This is a genomic window from Rhodococcus jostii NBRC 16295, assembly GCF_001894825.1.
Classification (GTDB): Bacteria; Actinomycetota; Actinomycetes; order Mycobacteriales; family Mycobacteriaceae; genus Rhodococcus_F; species Rhodococcus_F jostii.
Map to the genome: position 1 here is coordinate 114,024 of NZ_BCWY01000005.1, position 22,920 is coordinate 136,943.

Sequence of the window (22,920 nt, forward strand, 5' to 3'; positions counted from 1 at the left end):
TGTCGGTGAGAGGCCGCTCCTGATGACCAACCAGACCCAGATCGGGTTGATGAGCCATGAGGAACTACTTTCGGAGCACGAGCGCCAGACTGCGAGTTACGCGCAGCTGAAGACCGAGAAGCTCACGCTCGACCTCACTCGCGGCAAGCCCTCGCCCGAGCAGCTGGATCTGTCGGCGGCGCTGCTGACACTGCCCGGTGACGGCGACTTCCGCGACGGCAACGGCACGGACACCCGCAACTACGGCGGGCTCACCGGTCTGCCCGAGCTGCGCGCCATCTTCGGTGAACTGCTCGGCATTCCGGTCGAGAACCTGCTCGCCGGCAACAACGCCAGCCTCGAGATCATGCACGACAACGTCGTGTTCGCCCTGCTGCACGGCACCCCCGACTCCCCGCGCCCGTGGTCGCAGGAGGAGAAGGTCAAGTTCCTGTGCCCGGCACCCGGTTACGACCGGCACTTCGGGATCACCGAGACCTACGGCATCGAGATGATCCCGGTGCCGATGCGCCCGGACGGGCCCGACGTCGGCGTCATTTCCGAGCTGGTGGCGAACGATCCGCAGATCAAAGGTCTGTGGGCAGTTCCCAACTACTCCAACCCCACCGGCGCGGTGTACTCGGAAGAGGTCACGCGGACGCTGGCGTCGATGCCGACCGCCGCCCCCGACTTCCGGCTGTTCTGGGACAACGCCTACGCCGTGCACCCGCTGGTCGGCGAGACGGCACCGTCGCTGGACATCCTCGGGATGGCCGCGGAGGCGGGTAACCCGAACCGGCCGCTCGTGTTCGCGTCCACGTCGAAGATCACGTTCGCCGGTGCGGGCGTCAGCTTCTTCGGTTCCTCGACCGCGAACCTGGCCTGGTACCAGAAGTACCTCGGTAAGAAGAGCATCGGTCCCGACAAGCTGAACCAGTTGCGTCATCTGCGGTTCTTCGGTGACGCCGAAGGCGTGCGCGCCCACATGGAGAAGCACCGCGAGATCCTGGCGCCGAAGTTCGCGCTCGTCCTGAAGATCCTCGAGGATCGTCTCGGGGCGTCGAAGGTGGCGTCGTGGACGGAGCCGAAGGGCGGGTACTTCATCAGCCTGGACGTCGTCGAGGGCACCGCGAAGCGCGTCATCGCTCTGGCGAAGGACGCGGGGATCGCGCTCACCGCCGCCGGATCGGCGTTCCCGTACGGCGTCGACCCCGACGACAAGAACATCCGGCTCGCGCCGAGCTTCCCCTCGATGGAGGATCTGGACAAGTCGATGAACGGTGTCGCGACGTGCGTGCTGCTCGCGGCCACCGAATCCCGCCTGGACCTGCCGAAGTCGTAGAAGTTGCCGTCCGGCCGCTCACCTCGTCGGGTGAGCGGCCGGACGTGTCTCTACATGCGGGCGTAGCGGGCCATCACGAAGCTGTACAGCCCGTACGCGGCGATGCCCAGTCCGGCGAGGACCAGGAGGAACTGCCCGAACGGCGCCGAGCCCAGGGTCTTCACCGCCCCGTCGATGCCGGTGGCCTTGGACGGGTCGGAGTTCAGGACCGCCACGATCACCAGCACACCGGCGCCCGCGATGACGAGGCCCTTGGCCACGTATCCGACCACTCCGAGCGGTTCGACGAACTTCGACGGGGTGCCCTTCAGGTCGTCCAGGAAGTTCTTTGCCGCCCCCTTGTAGACGTGGTAGATGCCGACGCCGATGGCGACCAGGCCGACGACGATCAGGACGAACTTTCCGCCGCCGGACTGCATCAGCCGGGCGCTGAGTCCGGCGTTCTGCTCGCCGCTGGACTTGCCTCCGCCGCGCGCGAACTGGACCGCCGAGAACGCGAACGCGAAGTAGACGACGGCCAGGCTGAACGCCTTGACGCGGTCCAACAGGGACGTCTTGTCGTCATCGCCGTCGGAATGCTCGGTGGCGTGCGGCCCGAGAACCGTTTCGGCGAGCCGCCACAGCGCCATCGCGACGAACACGATCGCCGCCACCCACAGCGCGAACCGGCCACCGGGTTCGGACGCCAGTGTGCCCAGCGCCCCAGACTGATCGGCGTTGCCGCCGCTGCCGAACGCGAGTTGGATGACGATGTACGCGATCAGCAGGTGGACGAACCCGCTCATCACGTGGCCTGCGCGCGCCACCCGCTCGAAGGTGGTGCTGTCTGTTGCACGATCCACTGCTCCACTGAAGCCGCTGGTTCGGTTGGCTTCGTTCTGGGCCATCGGGTGTCCTTCGGGTCGTGCGACGGACCGGAGTCCCTTGACCGTAGGCGTACCCGGTATCGGCCGCGCCGACACCGGGTGAGCGCTATCGCACTGCGTTCGAGACGCGGTCGATCAGGTTGGAAGCGCTGTAGTAATCGAGGCGGAAGCTGTCCTTCCCGAGCGCGATCACCTGCTTCTTCTCCACGGAAGGGGTCTGCTGCACCGTCGGATCCGCGAGGAACCGGTCGACGTCTTCTGCTTCACCGATGACGATGAAGGTGGTGTTGCCGGGCAGTGCGCGCGGCAGGTTCTCCTGCCCGACGGGCACGACGTCCTTGCGGCCGGCCATGATGCCCTTGTCGGCGGAGTTGATGTCGGCGGGCAGCTCGGCGAGCGAGAATCCGAGGCGTTCCAGCAGGATGCCCTGAGCCGATTCGGCGGTGAAGATCCGCGACTCCTCCGGCGAGTTGTACGCGAGCACATTCACGGGGTTCGCCGCGGCGATCTTGTCGGTGCCCATCGCCGACTTGGCGTCGTCGAGTTGCTGGTCGAATTTCGCGACGAGGGCTTCCGCCTGGTCCTCGGCTCCGATGGCTGCGGCGATCTGCCCGCTGAGGTCCTGCCACGACTTGTCGTCGTACCGGAGCACCACGACGGGCGCGATCTGCTTCAGCATGTCCACCTGATCGAGCGCCGAGTCGCCGCCCGTGGCGGACACGAAGATGAGGTCCGGATCGGCGGCGGTGATCTTCTCGACGTTGGGCTCCCCCTGGTAGAGCGTCTCGACGCCGCGCTCGGCGGCGATGTCGGCCCACTGCGTGAACAGGCCCTTCTCGTCGGTCACGTCGCTCGGTCTCTGCGCGCCGGTGCCGATCAAGGGGGCGTCGAGGGCGAGCAGTGAGCCGGTGAGGGTGACGCTGGTCGACATGATCCGCTCGGGCTTCTGCTCGATCGTCACGCTGCCGGTCTCGTCGGTGACGGTGCGCGGCCAGCTCTGGTCGGACACGGTGGTGGTGCCGGGGGTCGTGGCCTCGGGTTCGGGATCGGACGAGCACGCGGCGACGCCGATCCCGACGGCGAGGACAGCGACGGCTGCGAATGAGCGGCGAAGTTTCACGGTGGGTCTCTCTTTCGCACGAGTAACAAAGCTCATTTAGGCTAGCTTTACCTACATCGAAACGGGGAAGTGGATGCTGCAGCGAGTGCCGGGGCCCGAGCGTCGCGTCGTGCGCACCCGGTCGGTCGACGACCTCACGCGCGAAGACGTCCCCGCCTTCTGGGATCGGCTCGCCGCCGTCGGCAGCCCCCTGATCGAATCGGACGGCGCAGACCCCGGCTGTGTCGTCGCGACGTTCTGCTGGCGGGACCCGGAAGGCGACGAGCGCACGTCCCGCACGCGGCACGTCTACCTCGATGCCAACGGAATCACCGACCGCTCCCGGCCGGAACGAGCGGCGCTGTCGCGGCTACCCGGCACCGACCTGTGGTCGCTGTCGATCGAGGTCCCCGAGAACTGGCGTGGCGCTTACTGTTTCATTCCCCGCGTGGAACCGCTGTCGGGTCCGGGCGACACCCCGGGCTGGCAGTGGTGGCGGAGTGTGCTCGCCGGCGCACACCCCGACCCGTTCAACCCGCTGCCCACACGGGTGGTGCAGGCCGGCGACTGCTCCGAAGCGGTGATGCCCGGGGCGCCGGCGCAGCGCTGGTGGACGGACCGGCCGGGCGGCGGCAGGGCCCACGAGACGGCGTTCACGCTGTCGGGCACGCGACGGTCGGTGTGGGTCTACGAGCCGCCCGGCCTCGCGTCGGAGGATCGTCCGGTCGTGGTGATGCTGGACGGCCGGACGTGGGCGGTCGACCTGCCGATCGCGGGCGCCGTCGACGCGCTCGGACGGGCAGCAGGGCACCGGGTTCCGCTCGTCGTGATGGTCGACAGCGTCGGACCGGAATTGCGCACCGAGGAGCTGGGGTGCAGCGCCGAGTTCGCCGCCGGTCTCGCCGGCGAACTACTGCCGTGGCTGCGGCGGGAGTGGTCTGCCACCGAAGACCCGGCGTCGACGATCGTCGCCGGCTGCAGCCTGGGCGGACTGACGGCCTGCTTTCTCGCACTCACCGCGCCGCACGTGTTCGGGTGCGCCGTCAGCCTGTCCGGATCCTTCTGGTGGCCCGGGTCGGGGACGGGAACCACGTTCCAGGAGCGCGTCCGCACCACGGCACGGTCGGGCAGCCGATTCGGCATGGAGGTCGGAACACTCGAATGGATGCTCGTCGAACCCCACCGCGAAGTGCGCGACCTGCTGCTGGAAACCGGCCACGACGTGCGGTACCGGGAGTTCTGCGGAGGCCACGACGTCCTCCACTGGCGCGACGGACTGATCGGCGGAATCGCGGCGATGCTGTGACCTACCCAGCAGTAATGCAGTGATGTGGATAACTCTGTGGATACCGCTCGTCGAGGAGAAGACACACCCGCCCGATCGTGGGATGGCAGGATCGAACCCATGGCACGCACGCTGAATCTGGTAGGGGACCCGGACGCCGACGCGCTCCTGGCGAGTGATCCGCTGGCGCTGCTCATCGGGATGTTGCTCGATCAGCAGGTTCCGATGGAGACGGCATTCGCGGGTCCGAAGAAGCTGGACGACCGGCTCGGCGGGCTCGAGGTGCACCGCATCGCGGAGATGGATCCGGGCGAGTTCGCGGCGGTCTGCTCGCAGACTCCAGCGGTTCACCGGTTCCCCGGATCGATGGCTACCCGCATCCAGTCGTTGTGTGCGTTCCTCGTCGAGAACTACGACGGCAGCGTCGAGGCGCTGTGGACGAGCGGCGACCCCGACGGCAAAGAGGTGTTGAAGCGTCTGAAGGCGCTGCCCGGGTACGGCGACCAGAAGGCCCGCATCTTCCTGGCGTTGCTCGGCAAGCAGATCGGTGTGGAGCCGGAGGGCTGGCGCGAGGCGGCTGGCGACTACGGCACCGAGGGTTCCCGGCGTTCGATCGCGGACGTCGTGGACGACACGAGCCTCCACGAGGTCCGCGAGTTCAAGAAGGCCGCGAAGGCCGAGGCGAAGAAGGCGGCGGCAGCGAAGAAGAAGTAGCCGCTACTCAGTCAGTGACGAAGGAGCTGCGCGGTTACTCAGTCAGTGACGAAGGAGCTGCGCGGTTACTCGGACTCGGTCGGCTTCTGCTTCCGTTCGGCGTCGAGTTGCCGCCGGCGTTCGGCCTCGTGCATCCACGGGAAGACGCTGTTGCCCTGGCCGCCGCCGTGGGGTCCGTGCCCGAGCACGCCGTGCTCGTAGGCCGATTCCGCGTGCAGTGCGAGGTCGATGCCGGACGACTCGTCCTCCGCGCTCACCCGGAAACCGAAGATCCGGTCGATCAGTTTGCCCAGCGCGTACGTCACACCGAACGCGTACAGGGCGACGACCACGACGGCGAGCACCTGCTTGCCGAGCTGGGCGAACCCGCCGCCGTAGAGAAGGCCTTCCGGCCCGCCGGTCATGACCTCGGTGGCCAGCAGGCCGATCAGGATCGTGCCGACGATGCCGCCCATGAGGTGCACGCCGACGACGTCGAGTGAGTCGTCGTACCCGAGGCGGAACTTCCAGCCGACGGCGAACGAGCAGACCACACCGGCCACGGCGCCGACGACCACCGCACCGACCATGCTCACGGTGCCGCAGGACGGGGTGATCGCGACCAGGCCCGCGACGACGCCGGACGCCGCACCGAACGTGGTGGGGTGACCGTCGCGCTTCTGTTCGACGAGCAGCCAGCCGAGCAGGCCGGTGCACCCGGCGACGAGGGTGTTCAGGAAGATCGCGGCAGCGGTGCCGTCGGCGGCGAGCGCCGAGCCCGCGTTGAAACCGAACCAGCCGAACCAGAGCAGGCCGACACCGAGCAGCACCAGCGGAAGGTTGTGGGGACGCATCGACTCGGACCGGAAACCGAGACGCGGGCCCAGCACCAGTGCCAACGCCAGGCCCGACGCTCCGGACACGATCTCGACGACCAGTCCGCCCGCGTAGTCGAGGGCGCCGAACTGCGCGATCCAGCCCTGCGGGTTCCACACCCAGTGCGCGACGGGTGCGTAGACGACGAGAGCCCAGACGGGCACGAAGATCATCCAGGCGGAGAACTTGGCCCGGTCGGCGATCGCGCCGCTGATCAGCGCGGCGGTGATGATCGCGAACGTCAGCTGGAACGTGGCGAACAGGATCTCGGGGACCTGCCCGTGGACGGTGGTCGGGTCGATCCCCGCCATCCCCAGGTGTTCCAGCCCGCCGATCAGTCCGCCGCCGATGTCGTCGCCGAAGATGAGGGAGTACCCGGCGACGAGCCAGGCGACCGTGACGAGCGCGATCGACACGAAGCTCATCATGATCATGTTCAGTACGCCGGTGGAACGAACCATCCCGCCGTAGAACAGGGCGAGCCCCGGGGTCATCAGCAGGACCAGCGCGGTACTGATCAGAAGCCAGGCGGTAGCCCCGGCGTCGATTGCAGGCACAGCATTCTCCTCACACCCCCGGACGAAACCGGGCGCGGAAAATCACGATGACCGCGAGGGGTTTCGACTGTGATGCCGATGCGTTGCGAACGTGTTACGCAATGCGGTCACGTCCGGACTGTTGCGCGTGAGTACCGCCCCGAGCGGGTGCTTCGACCACCCGGGCCGAACTGTCGGGGCCCGCCGGTAGTCTTTCCGCGTGGCCCTGTACCGGAAGTACCGACCCGCATCCTTCGCCGAGGTGGTGGGGCAGGAGCACGTCACCGAACCACTGAGCACCGCTCTCGATGCCGGACGGATCAACCACGCGTATCTGTTCTCCGGTCCCCGCGGCTGTGGCAAGACGTCGTCTGCTCGCATCCTGGCCCGATCGCTGAACTGTGTGGAGGGCCCCACCTCGACGCCGTGCGGCCAGTGCCCGTCGTGTGTGGCGCTGGGCCCCGGCGGGTCGGGCAACCTCGACGTCACCGAACTCGACGCGGCCAGCCACGGTGGCGTCGACGACACCCGTGAGCTGCGTGATCGCGCGTTCTACGCGCCCGCCGAGTCGCGGTACCGGGTGTTCATCGTCGACGAGGCCCACATGGTCACCACGGCCGGTTTCAACGCCCTCCTCAAGATCGTGGAGGAGCCGCCGGAACACCTCATCTTCATCTTCGCCACCACCGAACCCGAGAAGGTGCTGCCGACCATCCGTTCGCGCACCCATCACTACCCGTTCCGGTTGCTCGCCCCGGCGACCATGCGGGGACTGCTGGAGAAGATCTGCCAGCAGGAGAGCGTGCCCGTCGCGGACCCGGTGTATCCGCTGGTCATCCGCGCGGGTGGCGGTTCTCCGCGTGACTCGTTGAGCATTCTCGACCAGCTCCTGGCCGGCGCCGGCGACGAGGGTGTCACCTATCCCCGTGCGCTCGCGTTGCTCGGCGTCACCGACGTCGCGCTGATCGACGACGCCGTGGACGCGTTGGCCGCCGGCGACGGCGCAGCTCTGTTCGGGACGGTCGACCGCGTGATGGACGCCGGGCACGATCCGCGCCGCTTCGCCGTCGACCTGCTCGAACGTGTGCGCGACCTCATCCTGATGCAGGCCGTGCCCGACGCCGCCGAACGCGGCCTGGTCGACGCCCCCGGTGACGTGCTCGAGCACATGCGGGCCCAGGTCCAGCGGGTCGGTCCCGCCACGCTCACCCGCTACGCCGAGGTGCTCCAGGCCGGTCTGGGCGAGATGCGCGGCGCGACCGCCCCCCGGCTGCTACTCGAGGTGATGTGTGCCCGGATGCTGCTGCCCTCGGCGTCCGACGCGGAGTCCGCCGTGCTGCAGCGACTCGAACGCGTCGAACGCGGACTTCCGCCCGCCGGGGCCGCGCCGTCCGCCGACGGGGAACGCCCCGCGGCGGCGCCGACGCGTGCGCCCGAACGGCCCGCGGAGCCGGAACCGGAGCCGAAATTCCAGCGACCGTCGATGCGCCAGGCCGCGGCTGCCACCGTGCCCCCGCCGCCCGAGCCGGAACCCGAACCGATGCCGCGGCCGGTACCGGAGCCGACGCCGGTTCCGGAACCCGAGCCGACGCCTGTTCCCGAGCCGGCGCCTGTTCCGGAACCCGAGCCGACCCCCGTTCCCGAGCCGGAACCGACGCCGGTTCCGGAACCCGAGCCGACGCCTGTTCCCGAGCCGGCGCCTGTTCCGGAACCCGAGCCGACGCCTGTTCCCGAGCCGGAACCGACGCCGGTTCCGGAACCCGAGCCGACGCCTGTTCCCGAGCCGGCGCCCGTCCCGGCCCCCGACGAGCCGGAGCAGTCGCTCGCCCACGAGGTGGAGGCGGAACCCGCAGCACCTGCCGCATCTGCAGGTCCGGATGCTGCCGCGCTGCGCGAGGCCTGGAATTCGCTGCGCGAGAAGGTGAGCCAGCGCAACAAGATCCTGCCCGCGATGCTGTCGGCCGCGACGGTGCACGATGTTCAAGGCAACCGACTGATCCTGGCGCACCCCGTGCCGAACCTGGGTGCGCGCATCGCGTCGCCGCACAACGCTCAGGTGATCGCCGAGGTCCTGTCCGAGATGTTCGGCGGCACCTGGGAAGTGGAGTATCAGGCCGGGGCTCCGTCGGCGCCGCCCCCGCCGGTCGCGAAGGCCGCTGCCGCGCCGACGAAACCGGCCGGTGCCCCCCGATTCTCCCGGCCCAGCCAGGAGAGGGCGGCGCAGCGTCCGCCGCAGCAGCAGTCCGACACGCGGCGCTCCGATTCGGGTCCGGGTGCGGCCCAGGCTCGTCCGTCGTCCGAACCGGACGACGACATCCCGCCGCCGGAAGCACCCGACTACCCGGACGATCCCGGGCCGGTCGACTACGAGGCCGTGTCGGCGACGCCGCCCGTCTCCACCCCGGAAGACGAGGAAGAGATGTTCGCGGAGGCCGCGGAGCCCGCCGACCCCTCGACGCGCCGCGACCCCGAAGATGTGGCGTTCGAACTGCTCAAGGACATGCTGGGCGCCAAGAAGCTCGAGGGCTGAACGCCCGACAGCTCTCCCGGCTCCTCGCCGCCCGGTCCCGCCGCATCGGGACATCCGCCCCTGTTGCCCGGGTCACACGGTGTTCCTCCGCTCGGGTCGGGGGGCGAGCGACGCGTCGTAACAGCATGAAAGGCCCGGCCCGGCTGGGCGGAGATCGGCCGGTCGTGATCGCCTGGGTCACGATCCAGGATCGCTTCGGTCCTTCCTCTCGTTTTGCAACACGTTCTAAGGTGGACGAGCCGGGGTATGCCCCGTGCAGAGCGCCGTGTGCACGGTCGGCGTCGACGCAGATAAGGAAGGAACACTCCACAGTGACCACAGAGGCATTCATTTATGAAGCCATCCGCACCCCGCGCGGCCGCGGTAAGAAGACCGGTTCGCTGCACTCGGTCAAGCCGATCTCGCTGGTCACCGGCCTGATCGACGAGCTCCGCGCCCGCTTCCCCGACCTTGACGAAGACCGCATCTCGGATCTGATCCTCGGCGTCGTCACCCCCGTCGGCGACCAGGGCATGGACATCGCCCGCGTCGCGGTCAACGACGCAGGACTGCCCGACACCGTCGGCGGCGTCCAGCTCAACCGTTTCTGCGCGTCCGGCCTCGAGGCCGTCAACACCGCAGCGCAGAAGGTGCGCTCCGGCTGGGACGAACTCGTCATCGCCGGCGGCGTCGAGTCGATGTCCCGTGTGCCGATGGGCTCCGACGGCGGACCGTGGGCACTCGACCCGGCCACCAACTACGACAACTACTTCGTTCCCCAGGGTGTCGGCGCCGACCTGATCGCCACCATCGAAGGCTTCTCCCGCGAGGACGTCGACGCGTATGCCGTCCGTTCGCAGGACCTCGCCGCGAAGGCGTGGACCGGCGGCTACTTCGCCAAGTCCGTCGTCCCGGTCAAGGACATCAACGGCCTCACCGTGCTGGACCAGGACGAGCACATGCGTCCCGGCACCACCCTCGCGAACCTCGCGGGCCTCAACCCGTCGTTCGCCGGCGTCGGCGAGATGGGCGGCTTCGACGCCGTGTCGCTGCAGAAGTACCACTGGGTCGAGAAGATCAACCACGTCCACCACGGCGGCAACAGCTCCGGCATCGTCGACGGCGCCGCACTGGTGCTCGTCGGATCGGAGCAGGCGGGCAAGGACATGAGCCTGACCCCCCGCGCCCGCGTCGTCGCGACGGCCACCAGCGGTGCGGACTCCACGATCATGCTCACCGGCCCGACGCCGGCGTCGAAGAAGGTGCTCGCCGCCGCCGGTCTGACCGTCGACGACATCGACCTGTTCGAGATCAACGAGGCGTTCGCGTCCGTGGTGCTCAAGTTCCAGAAGGACCTGAACATCCCCGACGAGAAGCTCAACGTCAACGGCGGTGCCATCGCGATGGGTCACCCGCTCGGAGCCACCGGCGCCATGATCACCGGCACCATGATCGACGAGCTCGAGCGTCGTAACGCCCGGTACGCCCTCATCACCCTGTGCATCGGCGGCGGTATGGGCGTCGCCACCATCATCGAGCGCGTCTGACCGCCCGGACCATCAGGAGACTTGAAGCAGTGAGCGAGCAGAACATCATCAACTGGGAGCAGGACGCCGACGGCATCGTCGTGCTCACCATCGACGATCCCAACCAGGGCGCGAACACCATGAACGACGCCTACATCTCCTCGATGAAGGCGACCGTCGACCGCCTCGTCGACGAGAAGGACTCCATCACCGGCGTCGTCATCACGTCCGGCAAGAAGACGTTCTTCGCCGGCGGCGACCTGAAGAACATGATCAAGGTCGGCCCGGAGAACGCCGACGAGATCTACAGCCACAGCGTCGCGATCAAGTCGGACCTGCGCCGCCTCGAGACGCTCGGCAAGCCCGTCGTCGCCGCCATCAACGGTGCCGCCCTCGGTGGCGGACTCGAGATCGCCCTGGCCACGCATCACCGCGTCGCCGCAGACGTGAAGGGCGTCAAGATCGGCCTGCCCGAGGTCACCCTCGGTCTGCTGCCCGGCGGCGGTGGCGTCGTCCGCACCGTGCGCATGCTCGGACTGCAGAACGCACTCATGCAGGTGCTGCTCCAGGGCCAGCAGCGGGGACCGGTGCAGGCCAAAGAGGTCGGGCTCGTCGACGAGGTCGTGTCCTCGGTCGAGGAACTGGTGCCCGCCGCGAAGGCGTGGATCAAGGCCAACCCCGAGGGCGGCGTCCAGCCGTGGGACAAGAAGGGCTACCGGATCCCCGGCGGCACCCCGTCCACCCCGGCGTTCGCAGCCAATCTGCCCGCGTTCCCCGCGAACCTGCGCAAGCAGCTCAAGGGCGCCCCCATGCCGGCACCGCGCGCCATCATGGCCGCCGCCGTCGAGGGCTCGCAGGTCGACATCGACAACGCGCTCGTCATCGAGGCCCGGTACTTCACGTCGCTGGTCACCGGCCAGGTCGCGAAGAACATGATCCAGGCGTTCTTCTTCGACCTGCAGGCCATCAACTCCGGCGCCTCCCGCCCCGAGGGCATCGAGAAGACCCCGATCACCAAGATCGGTGTGCTCGGTGCCGGAATGATGGGCGCCGGCATCGCCTACGTGTCCGCGAAGGCCGGCTTCGACGTCGTCCTCAAGGACGTCACCATCGACGCCGCGAACAAGGGCAAGGCGTACTCCGAGGGCATCGAGGCCAAGGCGCTCTCGCGTGGCAAGACCACCGAGGAGAAGTCGAAGAGGCTGCTCGACCGCATCACGCCGACCGCCGACCCCGCCGACTTCGCCGGAGTCGACTTCGTCATCGAGGCCGTGTTCGAGTCACAGGACCTGAAGCACAAGGTGTTCCAGGAGATCGAAGACATCGTCGACCCGAAGGCCCTGCTCGGGTCGAACACGTCGACCCTGCCAATCACCGGCCTCGCGACCGGTGTGAAGCGTCAAGAGGACTTCATCGGAATCCACTTCTTCTCACCCGTCGACAAGATGCCGCTCGTCGAGATCATCCGCGGAGAGAAGACGTCGGACGAGGCCCTCGCACGCGTCTTCGACTACGTGCAGGCCATCCGCAAGACGCCGATCGTCGTCAACGACTCGCGCGGCTTCTTCACCTCCCGCGTCATCGGCACGTTCATCAACGAGGCCATCGCCATGCTCGCGGAGGGCATCGAGCCCGCCACCATCGAGCAGGCAGGCCTGCAGGCCGGCTACCCGGCGGCTCCGCTGCAGCTGTCCGACGAGCTGAACCTCACGCTGATGCAGAAGATCCGCAAGGAAACCGCGGAAGCCGCGAAGGCCGAAGGCAAGGAACTGCCCGCCGATCCGGCAGGCGACGTCATCAACACGATGGTCGACAAGTTCGACCGCAAGGGCAAACTCGGCGGCGCCGGCTTCTACGACTACGCCGACGGCAAGCGCACCGGCCTCTGGTCCGGTCTCCGGGAGAACTTCGGTTCCAAGGAACTCGAGGTCCCGTTCCAGGACCTCATCGAACGCATGCTGTTCATCGAGGCCATCGAGACGCAGAAGTGCTTCGACGAGGGCGTGCTCCTCACCACCGCCGACGCCAACATCGGCTCCATCATGGGTATCGGCTTCCCCGCCTGGACCGGCGGTGTGTCGCAGTACATCCAGGGCTACGACGGCGGCCAGGCCGGCTTCGTAGCGCGCGCTGAGGAACTCGCCGCCAAGTACGGCGAGCGCTTCACCCCGCCGGCGTCGCTGAGGTAGTAGGCGGCTCCGCCGCCCGTGCGCCTTTTTGGTAGCTGCAACAACCAAAAAGGCGCACGAGGCGGGTTATCCACAACTTCGCGGTTATCCACAGGCAACGTGGATAACCGCGTTTTTGTCGGCATCGGAGTCGGACGCGCATCGCACGATGCGCCGTATGACCGACATCGATCTCCACGACTTTCAGCGACTCGTCGACACCCAGTTCGGGATCGTCACACAGTCCCAACTCGAGCCATTCGGCTTCTCTCGCGGCAGGGTTCGTCACCTCTTGGACTCGGGACAGTGGCGCCGTGTCCTCCAAGGTGTCTACGCCGTCACCAACGGCCCGTTGACCCGGGACATGATCCTGTCCGCCGCTCTTCTCTACGGGGGCGGGCATGCGATGCTCAGCCACGTCACCGCCGCGGAGGAATGGGGGATGGTCCCTCGCCGCGACGGCGAGCCGATCCACATCACGGTGCCGTACGGGAAATCGTCGCGGTGCCAGAGCGAGACAGGTATGCGTCCGTCGCGAAAGCCCGGCAATCCGATCGCACTGTCCTCACCGCTGCATCCCGGCGTCATCGTGCACCGGTCGAGGGCACACGATTACATCGCCGTCGACACGGACCAACCCCGGACGGCGAGGGCGGACACGGCCTTGGACGTCGCGATCGCCGAGCCGACGGCGCGGGACGCCTACACCCGGCTCATCGCTCTCGTGACCAATGCCCGGATCCCGCTGCGCGACATTCGACGACGCATGGAGGAGCGACGGCCGCGTCGCTACCGCAAGGCGCTCGCCGACGCCGTGCGACTGCTGGCCGAAGGAGTGCAGTCGGTGCTCGAATATCGCTACGCCACCGACGTCGAGGACGCGCACGGGCTACCCCGGGCGCGGCGGCAGTCGCCCGTGGTCGTGGACGGGCGGACCCTGTTCGAGGACTGCGACTATTCCGACCACGGTGTGGCGCTCATCGTGCGACTCGACGGCCGCCGCGCGCACGCCATGGCGGAGGTCGCATTCCGGGACCGTCGACGCGACAACGCGGCCGAACTGCAGGGCCGGCCGCGACTCGTCTACGGGTTCGACGAGGTGACGAACAATCCGTGCGTGGTGGCCCGCGAAGTGGAGACCGTACTGGTGCGGGAGGGGTGGAGGAGGCCCGGCGAGAGGCCGTGCCCGGCGTGTGAGTGGTCAAGGAGTGCAGAGACTCCTTAACCACTCACGGGCGGCGGAGCCGCCTACTTCCACCACGGCCGGAGCGGGACATGTGCCTCGCCCTTGGGCCCGAGCTTGACGGCGAGAACCTGGTGCAGCTGAACGACGTTGCGTTCGAAGCCGAGCCGCGACCCGGCCATGTAGAGGCCCCAGACGCGGGCGGTTCCCTCTCCGACTTCTTCGACGCAGGCGTCCCAGTTGTCGACGAGGTTCTGGCACCACCCGGCGAGGGTGAGTGCGTAGTGCTCGCGCAGGTTCTCCTCGTGCCGGACCTCGAGGCCCACGTTCTGGATCTCGGTGATGATGCGTCCGGAACCGGTGAGTTCGCCGTCGGGGAAGACGTACCTGTCGATGAAGCCGCCGGCGCGTGCCTGACTCTGGTTGTCGGGCCGGGTGATGCAATGGTTGAGCAGCCGGCCGCCTTCGCGGAGCTTGCTCTGCAGCAGGCCGAAGTAGGCGGGGTAGTTGCCGACGCCGATGTGCTCGGTGAGGCCGATCGAGGAGATGGCGTCGAATCCGGTCTCGGGGACGTCACGGTAGTCGGAGAACCGGACCTCGGCGAGGTCGGACAGTCCCTCTTCGGCGATGGCCTTCTGCGCCCATTCGGCCTGTTCGCGTGACAGGGTGGCGCCGATGACCTTGACGCCGCGGCGGGCGGCGTACCGGACCATCGATCCCCAGCCGCAGCCGATGTCGAGCAGTCGGTCGCCGGGTTGGAGTCCGAGCTTCTCGAAGACGAGGCGGTACTTGTTGTCCTGCGCCTCCTCGAGGGTCTGTTCGGCGTTCTCGTAGCAGGCGCAGGTGTACGTCATGGAGGGGCCGAGGACGTACTCGTAGAAGGTGTTCGAGACGTCGTAGTGGTGGTGGATCACCTCGGCGTCGCGGGACTTGGAGTGCCGCAACCCTTCCGCGACCCGGCGCCACCGAGGGAGGTGCTCCTGCGGGGGAGGGGCGATGGGGCGCAGCAGATCCCAGCCGAGGGAGCGGGTGATGGCCGCGAGGGTCAGCGCGGACGGGCGGCGGAAGTGCAGCTCGTCGCCCATGACGCGGAGGATCTCGTACGGGTCGCCGGGGTGGACGCCGCGGGCCTCGAGGTCGCCGGACACGTAGGCGCGGGCCATGCCGAGGTCGCCGGGTGCGGTCGCCAGGTAGGTGGTGCCGCGGGTCGTCTTGAGGTGGAGTCCGTAGGGCGCGTCCTCGGGGCCGGCGGCGCTGCCGTCGTACGCGGAGAACCGCAGGGGGAGCATGCCGTCGGACAGAGTTTCGAGAATCTCTGCGATGGTCAGCTTGTGGTCTTGGGAGCGTGAAGCTTTCAGAGTTGTCATCGACGTTGCACCGCCTTGGAGAAAAGGTCCAGTAATCGTGATTTCGGGTCGTAGCGTTTTTTCAGTTCCGTATATCGATCGCCGCCGTAGTAGAGGCGTTCGAAGTCTTCGCGGGAATAGTACGAATCGGAGTAGAGGGACTTGTGTCCGTCGAAGTCGCTGACCTTGTCCTCGATCAGTCGATTCGCCGCCCCCTCGGGTCGGCCCGGAACGATGGGCACCGATGACCAGAATCCGATGTTCACGTACGTGCGTTTCGGTTCGAGGGGGTACAGGGGCCACGGGCGCTGCGACGACGCACCGGCGGGGGCGGGTTCACGCAACCGCAACGGGCACAGCCACAGCGGCTCGATGGGGATCTCGTCGAGGAACCAGCGGACGAAGTCGGCGGTGCGCTCGATGGGAACTTCGACGTCCTGCACGACGCGTTCCCGCGGCGGGTTGCCCTTGCGCTTCTCGAGCCGGTCGCCGATGTCGTACTTGTGGTCGAGGGCGATGAGCTTCCAGTAGAAGCTGCTGCGGAGGAGCCGCTTCGGCCACAGTCGGCGGATGGTGGGGTTCTGGGCGCCGAACGCGCGCGAGCACCAGAACCAGTCGGTGTCCCAGCGCCACAAGTAGTCTCGTATGGTGAGTTTGTCCGTTTTGGGATGGTTCACCGATGCGTGCTGGATGGACCGGTAGAAGATGTCCGGTCCGGTGTAGTCGCTGACGGGGCCGCCCTCGTCGGTCTGGTGGCCCAACGTGAGGTAGCTCTCGGAGCCGGTGAAGACGACGCCGTCCAGGTAGTCGACGGGGATGCCGTCGTGGACGCGGTCGGTGACGATGCGATCCATCGCCGACTGCAGGTCGTCGAGGGAGTCGAACCGCAGGTGACGCAGTGCCACATACCGTTTGACGGGCTCGAGCTGGATGCGCAGACGCGTCGAGTAGCCGAGGGTTCCGTACGAGTTGGGGAATCCCCAGAACAGGTCGGAGTTCTCGCCTTCCGGTGTCGCGGTGACGATGTCGCCGCTGCCCGTCAGGACGTCGATCTCGAGCACCGATTCGTGGGGGAGGCCGTTGCGGAACGAGGTCGACTCGATGCCGAGGCCGGTGACCGCGCCGCCCAGTGTGATCGTCTTGAGCTGCGGAACCACCAGCGGCGCCAGCCCGTACGGCAGGACGGCGTCCACCAGGTCCTCGAACGTGCACATGCCGGCGACGTCCGCGGTCCGCGCCTGCGGGTCGACGGAGATGACACCGCCGAGTCCGGAGACGTCGAGGCCGGGTGCGGTGGTCTGTGCCCGCGCCCGGAACAGGTTGGACGTCTTCTTCGCGAGCCGCACGGTGGCGTCCGCGGGAATTGCCCGGTAGGACGCGAGGAGCCGTTCGACGCCGGCGCGGTGAGCGTCGATCCCCGTGACGGGCAGAGTGCGATGCGCACGGAAGGGGCGTCCACCCTCCCGCATGCTTTTCAGTAGTTCAACCGAAGAGGCAGCCACACCCTGACGCTATCCCTCTCCACGGGTTGAAGCCACGCATATCGGCGCGCTCGACCGAAGATTCACACAAATGTCTCATCAATCCGCGGGTCGCGACCACGACGAGGTGACCTACCTCACAATAGATTGCCACGTCATCGCCGGGACTCGTGCACGGCAGGCAGGATGGGAGGTGGAAGCAGTTTCGTACAAATCGTACAAGAGGAGTCAGCACAGTGGGCCAGGTCAGCGCGAGCAGTTCGATCACCGTCGCAGCCACACCGGAGAAGACACTCGCGGCGTTGGCGGACTACGAGACGGTGCGCCCGCGCATCCTCTCGGAGCAGTACCTGGACTACCGCGTCCTCGAGGGCGGACAGGGCGGCGGCACCGTCGCGCAGTGGACTCTGAAGGCCACCGAGAAGCGGTCCCGCGACATCAAGGCCACGGTCACCGTGGCGGGAAACACCATCACGGAGACGGATGCGAACTCGTCCCTCGTCACCACCTGGGTCGTCGCCCCGAGCGGCAGCGGCTCGACGGTCACCACGACCACCGAGTGGAAGGGCGCCGGCGGCATCGGCGGCTTCTTCGAGAAGACGTTCGCCCCGCTGGGTCTCAAGAAGATTCAGGGGCAGGTGCTGGCGAACCTCGAGCGCGAACTCGCCTGACACGACCACGGTCCGCTCCGGCGCTGTCCGCGTGACTTCGCGCGACGGCGTCGGTGCCGGACCGCACCGACGGTCACGGTCTACGCTGGCAGGGGAAACAGCAGAAAGGACCACGTCAGTGCAACCAGGTGGACAACCCGACATGTCGGCGCTCCTCGCGCAGGCACAGCAGATGCAGCAGCAGCTGATGGCCGCCCAGGAGGAGATGGCCGAGGCCGAGGTCACCGGGCAGGCCGGTGGCGGACTCGTGACCGCGACGGTCAAGGGGACAGGTGAAGTCGTCGGTCTGAAGATCGATCCCAAGGTCGTCGATCCGGACGACGTCGAGACTCTGCAGGACCTCGTGATCGGTGCGATCGAGGACGCGTCGGCCAAGGCACAGGAGATCGCGGCGCAGAAGCTGGGTCCGCTCGCGGGTGGATTCGGTGGGGGAGGCCTGCCCGGTCTCCCCGGTTTCTAGAGGCGCGGCGTGTACGAAGGTCCGGTTCAGGATCTGATCGACGAACTCGGCAAGCTGCCCGGCGTCGGGCCGAAGAGCGCTCAGCGCATCGCGTTCCACCTGCTCAGCGTCGAGCCGCCCGAGATCGACCGGCTCAAGAATGCGCTGCAGCGGGTGCGTGACGGCGTCCAGTTCTGCGTGGTCTGCGGCACGGTGTCCGACAAGGAGCACTGTCGTATCTGCGCCGATCCGCGCCGCGACCGCACGGTGATCTGTGTGGTCGAGGAGCCGAAGGACGTCCAGGCCGTGGAACGCACACGCGAGTTCAAGGGCCGCTATCACGTCCTCGGCGGCGCGCTGGATCCGCTGTCCGGGGTGGGGCCCGATCAGCTCCGTATCCGGGAGTTGCTCGCGCGCATCGGCAATCAGGAGGACGGCGTCGACGTCTCCGAGGTGATCATCGCGACCGACCCCAACACGGAGGGTGAGGCCACCGCGACGTATCTGGTGCGGATGCTCCGGGACTTTCCCGGGTTGACGGTCAGCCGGCTCGCGTCGGGTCTGCCGATGGGCGGCGACCTCGAGTTCGCCGACGAACTCACCCTGGGCCGGGCGTTGTCGGGGAGACGCACGCTGTGACGTCCGATCCGGGGGTCGCTGCGCCCGCCAAACGCACGGCCGAGCAGTCGCGGTCGCTGATCGTCGACGCGGCGGGGCGGGCGTTCGCGACGCGCCCGTACCGGGAGATCACGCTCAAGGACATCGCCGAGGACGCCGGGGTCAGCGCCCCGCTGATCATCAAGTACTTCGGGTCCAAGGAGCAGTTGTTCGACGCCCTCGTCGACTTCCGTGCCGCCGCGGAGATGCTGTTCAGCGGCCCGCTGGATGGTCTCGGTGAGCGGATGGTGTCGATGTTCGCGCGGCCGCTCGAGCCGTACAAGCCGCTGTCGCTGAACATTCTGTTCATGAGCGGGCCGAGCGCGGAGAGTAGCCGCAAGCTGCGGGCCAACTATTCGGCGCAGATGATCGACGCGCTGGCCGAACGGCTGCCGGGGCCGGATGCCCGGCTGCGCGCGGAACTGGTGATGTCGATGTTGACGGGCCTCGCCGTGATGCGTCGCAGGATGATGCAGGAGCACGCGACGGGCACTCCGGACGAGGTGGTGGCGCATTACGCCCCGCTGGTGCAGGAGTTGCTCGACAGCTGAGCGGAATGTCCGGCTTGCGGGGTAAATGGTTGTTCACCTAATGTGGTGAACAACCATTTACCAGCTGCGCGGGGGTGACGCTTGACGATCTCGTTGCCGCGCCCGCTCTCGGCGCTCGCGGATCAGCCGGTCGCGTCGCCCGAATCGGCCAACGGATCGCGTTACCTCTTCCCGATTCTCGCGTTCGCGGGTGTCTTCCAGGCGGTCTTGCAGACCGTCATGGTTCCCCTGCTGCCCAGCATGCCGACGTTCACCGGCGCGAGTCAGACCGCGGTGTCTTGGCTCATCACTACGACCCTCCTGGTCGGCGCGGTGGTCACCCCGATTTTCGGCAGGCTCGCCGACATGTTCGGCAAGAAGCGGATGCTTCTCGTCGCGTTCGTGTTCATGACGGTCGGCGCGCTGATCTGCGCCGTGACGTCCGACATCGCATTCCTGATCTTCGCGCGCGGACTGCAGGGCGCCGGCGCCGCCGTCATCCCGGTCGGAATCTCGATCCTCCGTGACGAATTGCCGCGCGAGAAGGTCAACGGCGCCATCGCCATGATGAGCTCGACCCTCGGGATCGGCACGGCGCTCGGGCTTCCGTTCGCGGCGTCCGTCGCCGAGTACTCCAACTGGCACGTCCTGTTCTGGGTGATCGCGGGAATCGGGCTCGCCGTCACCACGGCCGCGGTGCTGTTCATCCGTGAGTCCGAGGTGCGGTCCGGCGGACGGTTCGACGGCGTCGGCGCCGTCGGTCTCACCGCGGCCCTCGTCTGCCTGCTCGTGCCGATCACGCAGGGCAGCTCGTGGGGCTGGGGTAGTCCCGCGGTGCTGGGCATGTTCGCGTCCGCGGCGTTCCTGTTCGCGCTGTGGGGGTATCAGCAACTGCGCAACCGGAACCCGCTCGTGGACCTGCGGGTGTCGGCGCGCCGGTCGGTGCTGCTGCCGCACGTGACGGCGCTGCTCGTGGGGTTCGCGTTCTACGGAAACGCCCTCATCACCACCCAGCTTCTCCAGGCGCCCCGTGGGGACGCCGGCTACGGCCTCACGATCCTGCAGGCCGCGGTGTGCCAGCTGCCGACGAGTCTGTCGATGATCGTCTTCGCACAGGTCGGCGCCCGGGTGTCCGAACGCTTCGGGTCCAAGGTCACGATCCTCTCGGGCGCGATCTGTCTCGTCCTCGGCTACGCGCTGCACACCGTGCCGCACAAGGAATTGTGGATGGTGATCGCGGCCCTCGGCGTCGCGGCGATCGGTACCGCGCTGGTGTACAGCACCCTGCCGATGCTGATCGTCCGGGCCGTGCCGTCGACGCAGATGGCCGCCGCCAACGGCGTCAACGTGCTGCTGCGGACGATGGGCACCACGATGTGCAGCGCGGTGGTCGCGACCGTCCTCGCGGCGAGCATGGTCGGTGGCGTCGCCTCGGCTGCCGGGTTCTCGCTGGCCTACGGGGTGTGCGCGGTGCTGGCGGTCCTGGTGTTCGCGGTCTCCCTCGCGCTGCCGGGACATGATCGGGCGAAGGAAACTCCGATGGAACCTCTTGTGACGTAGGTCACTCGCGTGTATCGTCAGTGATGCGGATCGAGGAAATGTACCTGTGAGCAGAGAAAACTCGAGAAGCAGAGATCCGGCCGAGAATGCAGAAGCATTCCCGGCCGAACCCCTGTCTGGGGTGTTTACTCCTCCATCGATTCCGCGATCTCCTTGATGGCGGACAGCCGGCGATCCCACTCGGCGCCGATCCGCTCCAGCGTCCGTGCCGTCTTGTTGAGTTCGGCGCCCAGCGCGCGGTAGCGAACCTCGCGGCCCACCTTCACCGACTCCACCAGACCGCAGGCCTGCAGCGCGCTCAAATGCTTGGCGATGGCCTGCCGCGACACCGGAAGCCGGGTGGCCAGCGACGATGCCGACTGGTCGGCCCGGCCGAGTTCGGTCAGGATCTCCCAGCGGGTCTCGTCGGACAGCGCCGCGAACACCGACGCCAGTTCGGAGTGGGTGCTCATGCCTTCACGCCGTGCAGGTATGCGACCAGTTCGTCGAGTTCGGCGTGCCAGCCCTGGACGTTGCCCTCGCGGGCCCGCTTCTGGTCGGCGACATCGCGGTCGAGGGTGTCGAACCCGGTCTCGACGACGGTCAGTTCGGTGCCGGCCGCGTGCTCGGACAGCGTGAACCGCACCAGGGTCGAGTTGCCGACCACCGGGTCGGCGCCCATGTCGGCGGCCCAGCGGAAACCGAATGCGTTCGGTTCGTCGACCTCCGTGACGACGGCGCGGGCGGTGCCGTGCTCGTCCCAGGTGAAGGCGGCCTTGCCGCCGACTGCGAGGTCGAGCGACGTGCGCTGCCCGAACCACTGGCTGATCTTGTCTGGGTCCGTGATCGCCGCCCACACCGCCGACCTCGGGGCATTGACGACAACGGTCCGGGTGATGCTGCTCGACGCGTCCATGGGGGTCACCTTTTTCGACGAGGTTGATATGCAACTCCATGGTTGCACTCTTTTCGGCATCCTGCAACTGTCCGGTTGCACCCCCACGTGAGTGCCAATGTGTGCCCGGGGGCGCATTCCCACTCACATGGGTTATCCACAGGCTGTGGAAATAGTGGGTGATGGGGGCGATTCCTGTCGGGGCGGGCCGACACCGTTCCCGGCATGGAACACGACTCATGGCAGGCCCTTCTCGACGCCCAGGACGGCGTCGTCACCTCCGCGCAGCTCCGAGCGCACGGCGTCAGTGCCACCGCGCTCCGGCACCGTGTGGTCGCCGGCCAATGGTTGCGGGTGCTTCCCCGTGTCATCGCCGTCACCAACGGCCCGCTCACCCGGCCGATGGCCCTCTCCGCGGCACTCCTGTACGGCGGTAGCCGGGCGATCCTGAGCCACCGGACCGCGGCAGAGGAGTGGGGAATGCTTCGCGTCGACGACCCGTCGGCGCCGGTCCACATCACCGTGCCCTACAAGTGCTCGGCCGTGCATCAGGGCCCGACGGTGCGGACGCCGGGCGGTCCGCGCCCGACCTCGGTGGGCAACGCTCTCGTTCACGGCGGCGTCGTGGTCCATCGGTCCCGCGCGTTCGAGCACATCTCGGTCCCGTTTCGACGGCCGCGGACATCGTTGGCCGACACCGTGATCGACCTCGCGGTGTCCGAGGACTCCCCGCGGGAGGCGGCCCTGCGATTCGTCGAGGCGGCCACCAGCGGCAAGGTCCACGTCGAGGTGCTCCGCCGGAAACTCGAGGTCCGGCGTCCGCACCGCTATGCGACCGACATCGCCGACGCCGTGATGATGCTCGGGGACGGCGTCCAATCGGCTCTCGAACATCGGTATGCACTCGACGTCGAACGGTCGCACGGGCTGCCGAACGGGAAACGTCAGATGCCGCACGTCGTGGACGGCCGGATTCTGTACGAGGACGTCGACTACAGCCCGTCGGGAGTGCCACTGATCGTCCGGCTCGACGGACAGCAGTATCACAACGCGCACCAGTCCCGCTTCCGCGACCGTCGTCGCGACAACGCAGCGGAACTCGCCGATCGTCCACGGCTGGTCTACGGGTGGGACGAGACGACTCGTGATCCCTGCGGGGTGTTCGAGGAAGTGCGCCGGGTGTTGGTCCGCGAAGGCTGGACCGATACGTCGCGCCGCTGCCCCGCCTGCCCACGTGAGTGACGAAGTGTGCCCGGACACTCTTTCTCGCTCACGTGCGCAGGTGAGTGAGAAAGCGTGG

At 67.7% G+C, this 22,920-nt stretch carries 20 protein-coding genes; 13 read left to right on the top strand and 7 right to left on the bottom strand.

Translation table 11 applies throughout. The features are described 5' to 3' along the window. Positions 1-22 precede the first annotated feature (22 nt). The gene (locus tag RJ1_RS05795; protein WP_073359009.1) at positions 23-1,321 is read left to right on the top strand and encodes an aspartate aminotransferase type Ic; all 1,299 of its coding nucleotides are present in this window, start codon (positions 23-25) and stop codon (positions 1,319-1,321) included. Positions 1,322-1,371: 50 nt separating this feature from the next. Here RJ1_RS05795 and RJ1_RS05800 read toward each other — a convergent pair whose 3' ends face one another. Next, complete coding sequence (locus RJ1_RS05800) at positions 1,372-2,208, bottom strand: DUF1206 domain-containing protein (protein ID WP_073359010.1); 837 nt, start codon at positions 2,206-2,208, stop codon at positions 1,372-1,374. 85 nt (positions 2,209-2,293) lie between these two features. Next, positions 2,294-3,307, bottom strand: coding sequence for a Fe2+-enterobactin ABC transporter substrate-binding protein (gene fepB / locus RJ1_RS05805; RefSeq protein WP_083400547.1), 1,014 nt, complete (start codon positions 3,305-3,307; stop codon positions 2,294-2,296). Between the two features lie 73 nt (positions 3,308-3,380). Between fepB and fes the strand changes: the two genes are divergently transcribed. Beyond that, on the top strand, positions 3,381-4,592 hold the full coding sequence (gene fes, locus RJ1_RS05810; protein ID WP_073359012.1) for an enterochelin esterase: 1,212 nt from the start codon (positions 3,381-3,383) through the stop codon (positions 4,590-4,592). Between the two features lie 99 nt (positions 4,593-4,691). After that, entirely contained in the window at positions 4,692-5,285 is a 594-nt protein-coding gene (locus RJ1_RS05815) for an HhH-GPD-type base excision DNA repair protein (protein ID WP_073359013.1), read from the top strand. Positions 5,286-5,350: 65 nt separating this feature from the next. On the opposite strand, the gene RJ1_RS05820 is transcribed toward RJ1_RS05815, so the two are convergent. Then, positions 5,351-6,697, bottom strand: a complete 1,347-nt coding sequence (locus tag RJ1_RS05820; RefSeq protein ID WP_073359014.1) for an ammonium transporter — start codon at positions 6,695-6,697, stop codon at positions 5,351-5,353. Positions 6,698-6,896: 199 nt separating this feature from the next. Here RJ1_RS05820 and RJ1_RS05825 point away from each other — a divergent pair, with 199 nt between their 5' ends. From RJ1_RS05825 to RJ1_RS05840, 4 genes are all read left to right on the top strand, one after another. Beyond that, complete coding sequence (locus RJ1_RS05825) at positions 6,897-9,206, top strand: DNA polymerase III subunit gamma and tau (protein WP_073359015.1); 2,310 nt, start codon at positions 6,897-6,899, stop codon at positions 9,204-9,206. Positions 9,207-9,517: 311 nt separating this feature from the next. Continuing rightward, on the top strand, positions 9,518-10,732 hold the full coding sequence (locus RJ1_RS05830; protein ID WP_025431690.1) for an acetyl-CoA C-acetyltransferase: 1,215 nt from the start codon (positions 9,518-9,520) through the stop codon (positions 10,730-10,732). A gap of 29 nt (positions 10,733-10,761) precedes the next feature. After that, positions 10,762-12,900, top strand: a complete 2,139-nt coding sequence (locus tag RJ1_RS05835) for a 3-hydroxyacyl-CoA dehydrogenase NAD-binding domain-containing protein (RefSeq protein ID WP_073359016.1) — start codon at positions 10,762-10,764, stop codon at positions 12,898-12,900. 157 nt (positions 12,901-13,057) lie between these two features. Beyond that, a complete protein-coding gene (locus tag RJ1_RS05840) occupies positions 13,058-14,104 on the top strand; it encodes a type IV toxin-antitoxin system AbiEi family antitoxin domain-containing protein (protein WP_073359017.1) in 1,047 nt (348 codons plus the stop codon). Between the two features lie 23 nt (positions 14,105-14,127). Here the strand turns inward: RJ1_RS05840 and RJ1_RS05845 are convergent, their stop codons facing one another. Both RJ1_RS05845 and RJ1_RS05850 read right to left on the bottom strand, forming a co-directional pair. Further along, on the bottom strand, positions 14,128-15,429 hold the full coding sequence (locus RJ1_RS05845) for a class I SAM-dependent methyltransferase (protein ID WP_073359018.1): 1,302 nt from the start codon (positions 15,427-15,429) through the stop codon (positions 14,128-14,130). Continuing rightward, positions 15,426-16,877 carry an FAD-binding oxidoreductase gene (locus RJ1_RS05850; RefSeq protein ID WP_073359019.1) on the bottom strand — a complete coding sequence of 484 codons (1,452 nt, stop codon included), beginning with the start codon at positions 16,875-16,877 and terminating at the stop codon, positions 15,426-15,428. The genes RJ1_RS05845 and RJ1_RS05850 overlap by 4 nt, the downstream gene beginning before the upstream one ends. A 248-nt stretch (positions 16,878-17,125) precedes the next feature. On the opposite strand from RJ1_RS05850, the gene RJ1_RS05855 reads away from it, so the two are divergent. The 5 genes from RJ1_RS05855 (at position 17,126) to RJ1_RS05875 (ending at position 20,746) form a co-directional block, all read left to right on the top strand. After that, a complete protein-coding gene (locus tag RJ1_RS05855; RefSeq protein WP_073359020.1) occupies positions 17,126-17,560 on the top strand; it encodes an SRPBCC family protein in 435 nt (144 codons plus the stop codon). Positions 17,561-17,678: 118 nt separating this feature from the next. Next, positions 17,679-18,020 carry a YbaB/EbfC family nucleoid-associated protein gene (locus RJ1_RS05860; RefSeq protein WP_073359021.1) on the top strand — a complete coding sequence of 114 codons (342 nt, stop codon included), beginning with the start codon at positions 17,679-17,681 and terminating at the stop codon, positions 18,018-18,020. Between the two features lie 9 nt (positions 18,021-18,029). Beyond that, positions 18,030-18,638 carry a recombination mediator RecR gene (recR, locus tag RJ1_RS05865; RefSeq protein ID WP_005248644.1) on the top strand — a complete coding sequence of 203 codons (609 nt, stop codon included), beginning with the start codon at positions 18,030-18,032 and terminating at the stop codon, positions 18,636-18,638. Beyond that, on the top strand, positions 18,635-19,207 hold the full coding sequence (locus RJ1_RS05870; RefSeq protein ID WP_073359022.1) for a TetR/AcrR family transcriptional regulator: 573 nt from the start codon (positions 18,635-18,637) through the stop codon (positions 19,205-19,207). The genes recR and RJ1_RS05870 overlap by 4 nt, the downstream gene beginning before the upstream one ends. Before the next feature lie 81 nt (positions 19,208-19,288). Beyond that, positions 19,289-20,746: an MFS transporter gene (locus tag RJ1_RS05875; RefSeq protein WP_073359023.1), complete on the top strand. Its 1,458-nt coding sequence runs from the start codon at positions 19,289-19,291 to the stop codon at positions 20,744-20,746. Between the two features lie 125 nt (positions 20,747-20,871). Here the strand turns inward: RJ1_RS05875 and RJ1_RS05880 are convergent, their stop codons facing one another. Continuing rightward, positions 20,872-21,198, bottom strand: coding sequence for an ArsR/SmtB family transcription factor (locus tag RJ1_RS05880; RefSeq protein WP_073359024.1), 327 nt, complete (start codon positions 21,196-21,198; stop codon positions 20,872-20,874). Further along, positions 21,195-21,641: an SRPBCC family protein gene (locus tag RJ1_RS05885; protein ID WP_073359025.1), complete on the bottom strand. Its 447-nt coding sequence runs from the start codon at positions 21,639-21,641 to the stop codon at positions 21,195-21,197. The genes RJ1_RS05880 and RJ1_RS05885 overlap by 4 nt, the downstream gene beginning before the upstream one ends. Positions 21,642-21,845: 204 nt before the next feature. Here RJ1_RS05885 and RJ1_RS05890 point away from each other — a divergent pair, with 204 nt between their 5' ends. After that, a complete protein-coding gene (locus tag RJ1_RS05890) occupies positions 21,846-22,862 on the top strand; it encodes a type IV toxin-antitoxin system AbiEi family antitoxin domain-containing protein (protein ID WP_073359026.1) in 1,017 nt (338 codons plus the stop codon). The last annotated feature ends 58 nt before the right edge of the window (positions 22,863-22,920 follow it).

Bases quoted from the DNA above. Each gene is read 5' to 3' on its own strand.
- RJ1_RS05795 (WP_073359009.1), top strand. From the start codon at position 23: ATGACCAACCAGACCCAGATCGGGTTGATGAGCCATGAGGAACTACTT.
- RJ1_RS05800 (WP_073359010.1), bottom strand. From the start codon at position 2,208: ATGGCCCAGAACGAAGCCAACCGAACCAGCGGCTTCAGTGGAGCAGTG.
- fes (WP_073359012.1), top strand. From the start codon at position 3,381: ATGCTGCAGCGAGTGCCGGGGCCCGAGCGTCGCGTCGTGCGCACCCGG.
- RJ1_RS05815 (WP_073359013.1), top strand. From the start codon at position 4,692: ATGGCACGCACGCTGAATCTGGTAGGGGACCCGGACGCCGACGCGCTC.
- RJ1_RS05840 (WP_073359017.1), top strand. From the start codon at position 13,058: ATGACCGACATCGATCTCCACGACTTTCAGCGACTCGTCGACACCCAG.
- RJ1_RS05845 (WP_073359018.1), bottom strand. From the start codon at position 15,429: ATGACAACTCTGAAAGCTTCACGCTCCCAAGACCACAAGCTGACCATC.
- RJ1_RS05850 (WP_073359019.1), bottom strand. From the start codon at position 16,877: ATGCGGGAGGGTGGACGCCCCTTCCGTGCGCATCGCACTCTGCCCGTC.
- RJ1_RS05880 (WP_073359024.1), bottom strand. From the start codon at position 21,198: ATGAGCACCCACTCCGAACTGGCGTCGGTGTTCGCGGCGCTGTCCGAC.
- RJ1_RS05885 (WP_073359025.1), bottom strand. From the start codon at position 21,641: ATGGACGCGTCGAGCAGCATCACCCGGACCGTTGTCGTCAATGCCCCG.
- RJ1_RS05890 (WP_073359026.1), top strand. From the start codon at position 21,846: ATGGAACACGACTCATGGCAGGCCCTTCTCGACGCCCAGGACGGCGTC.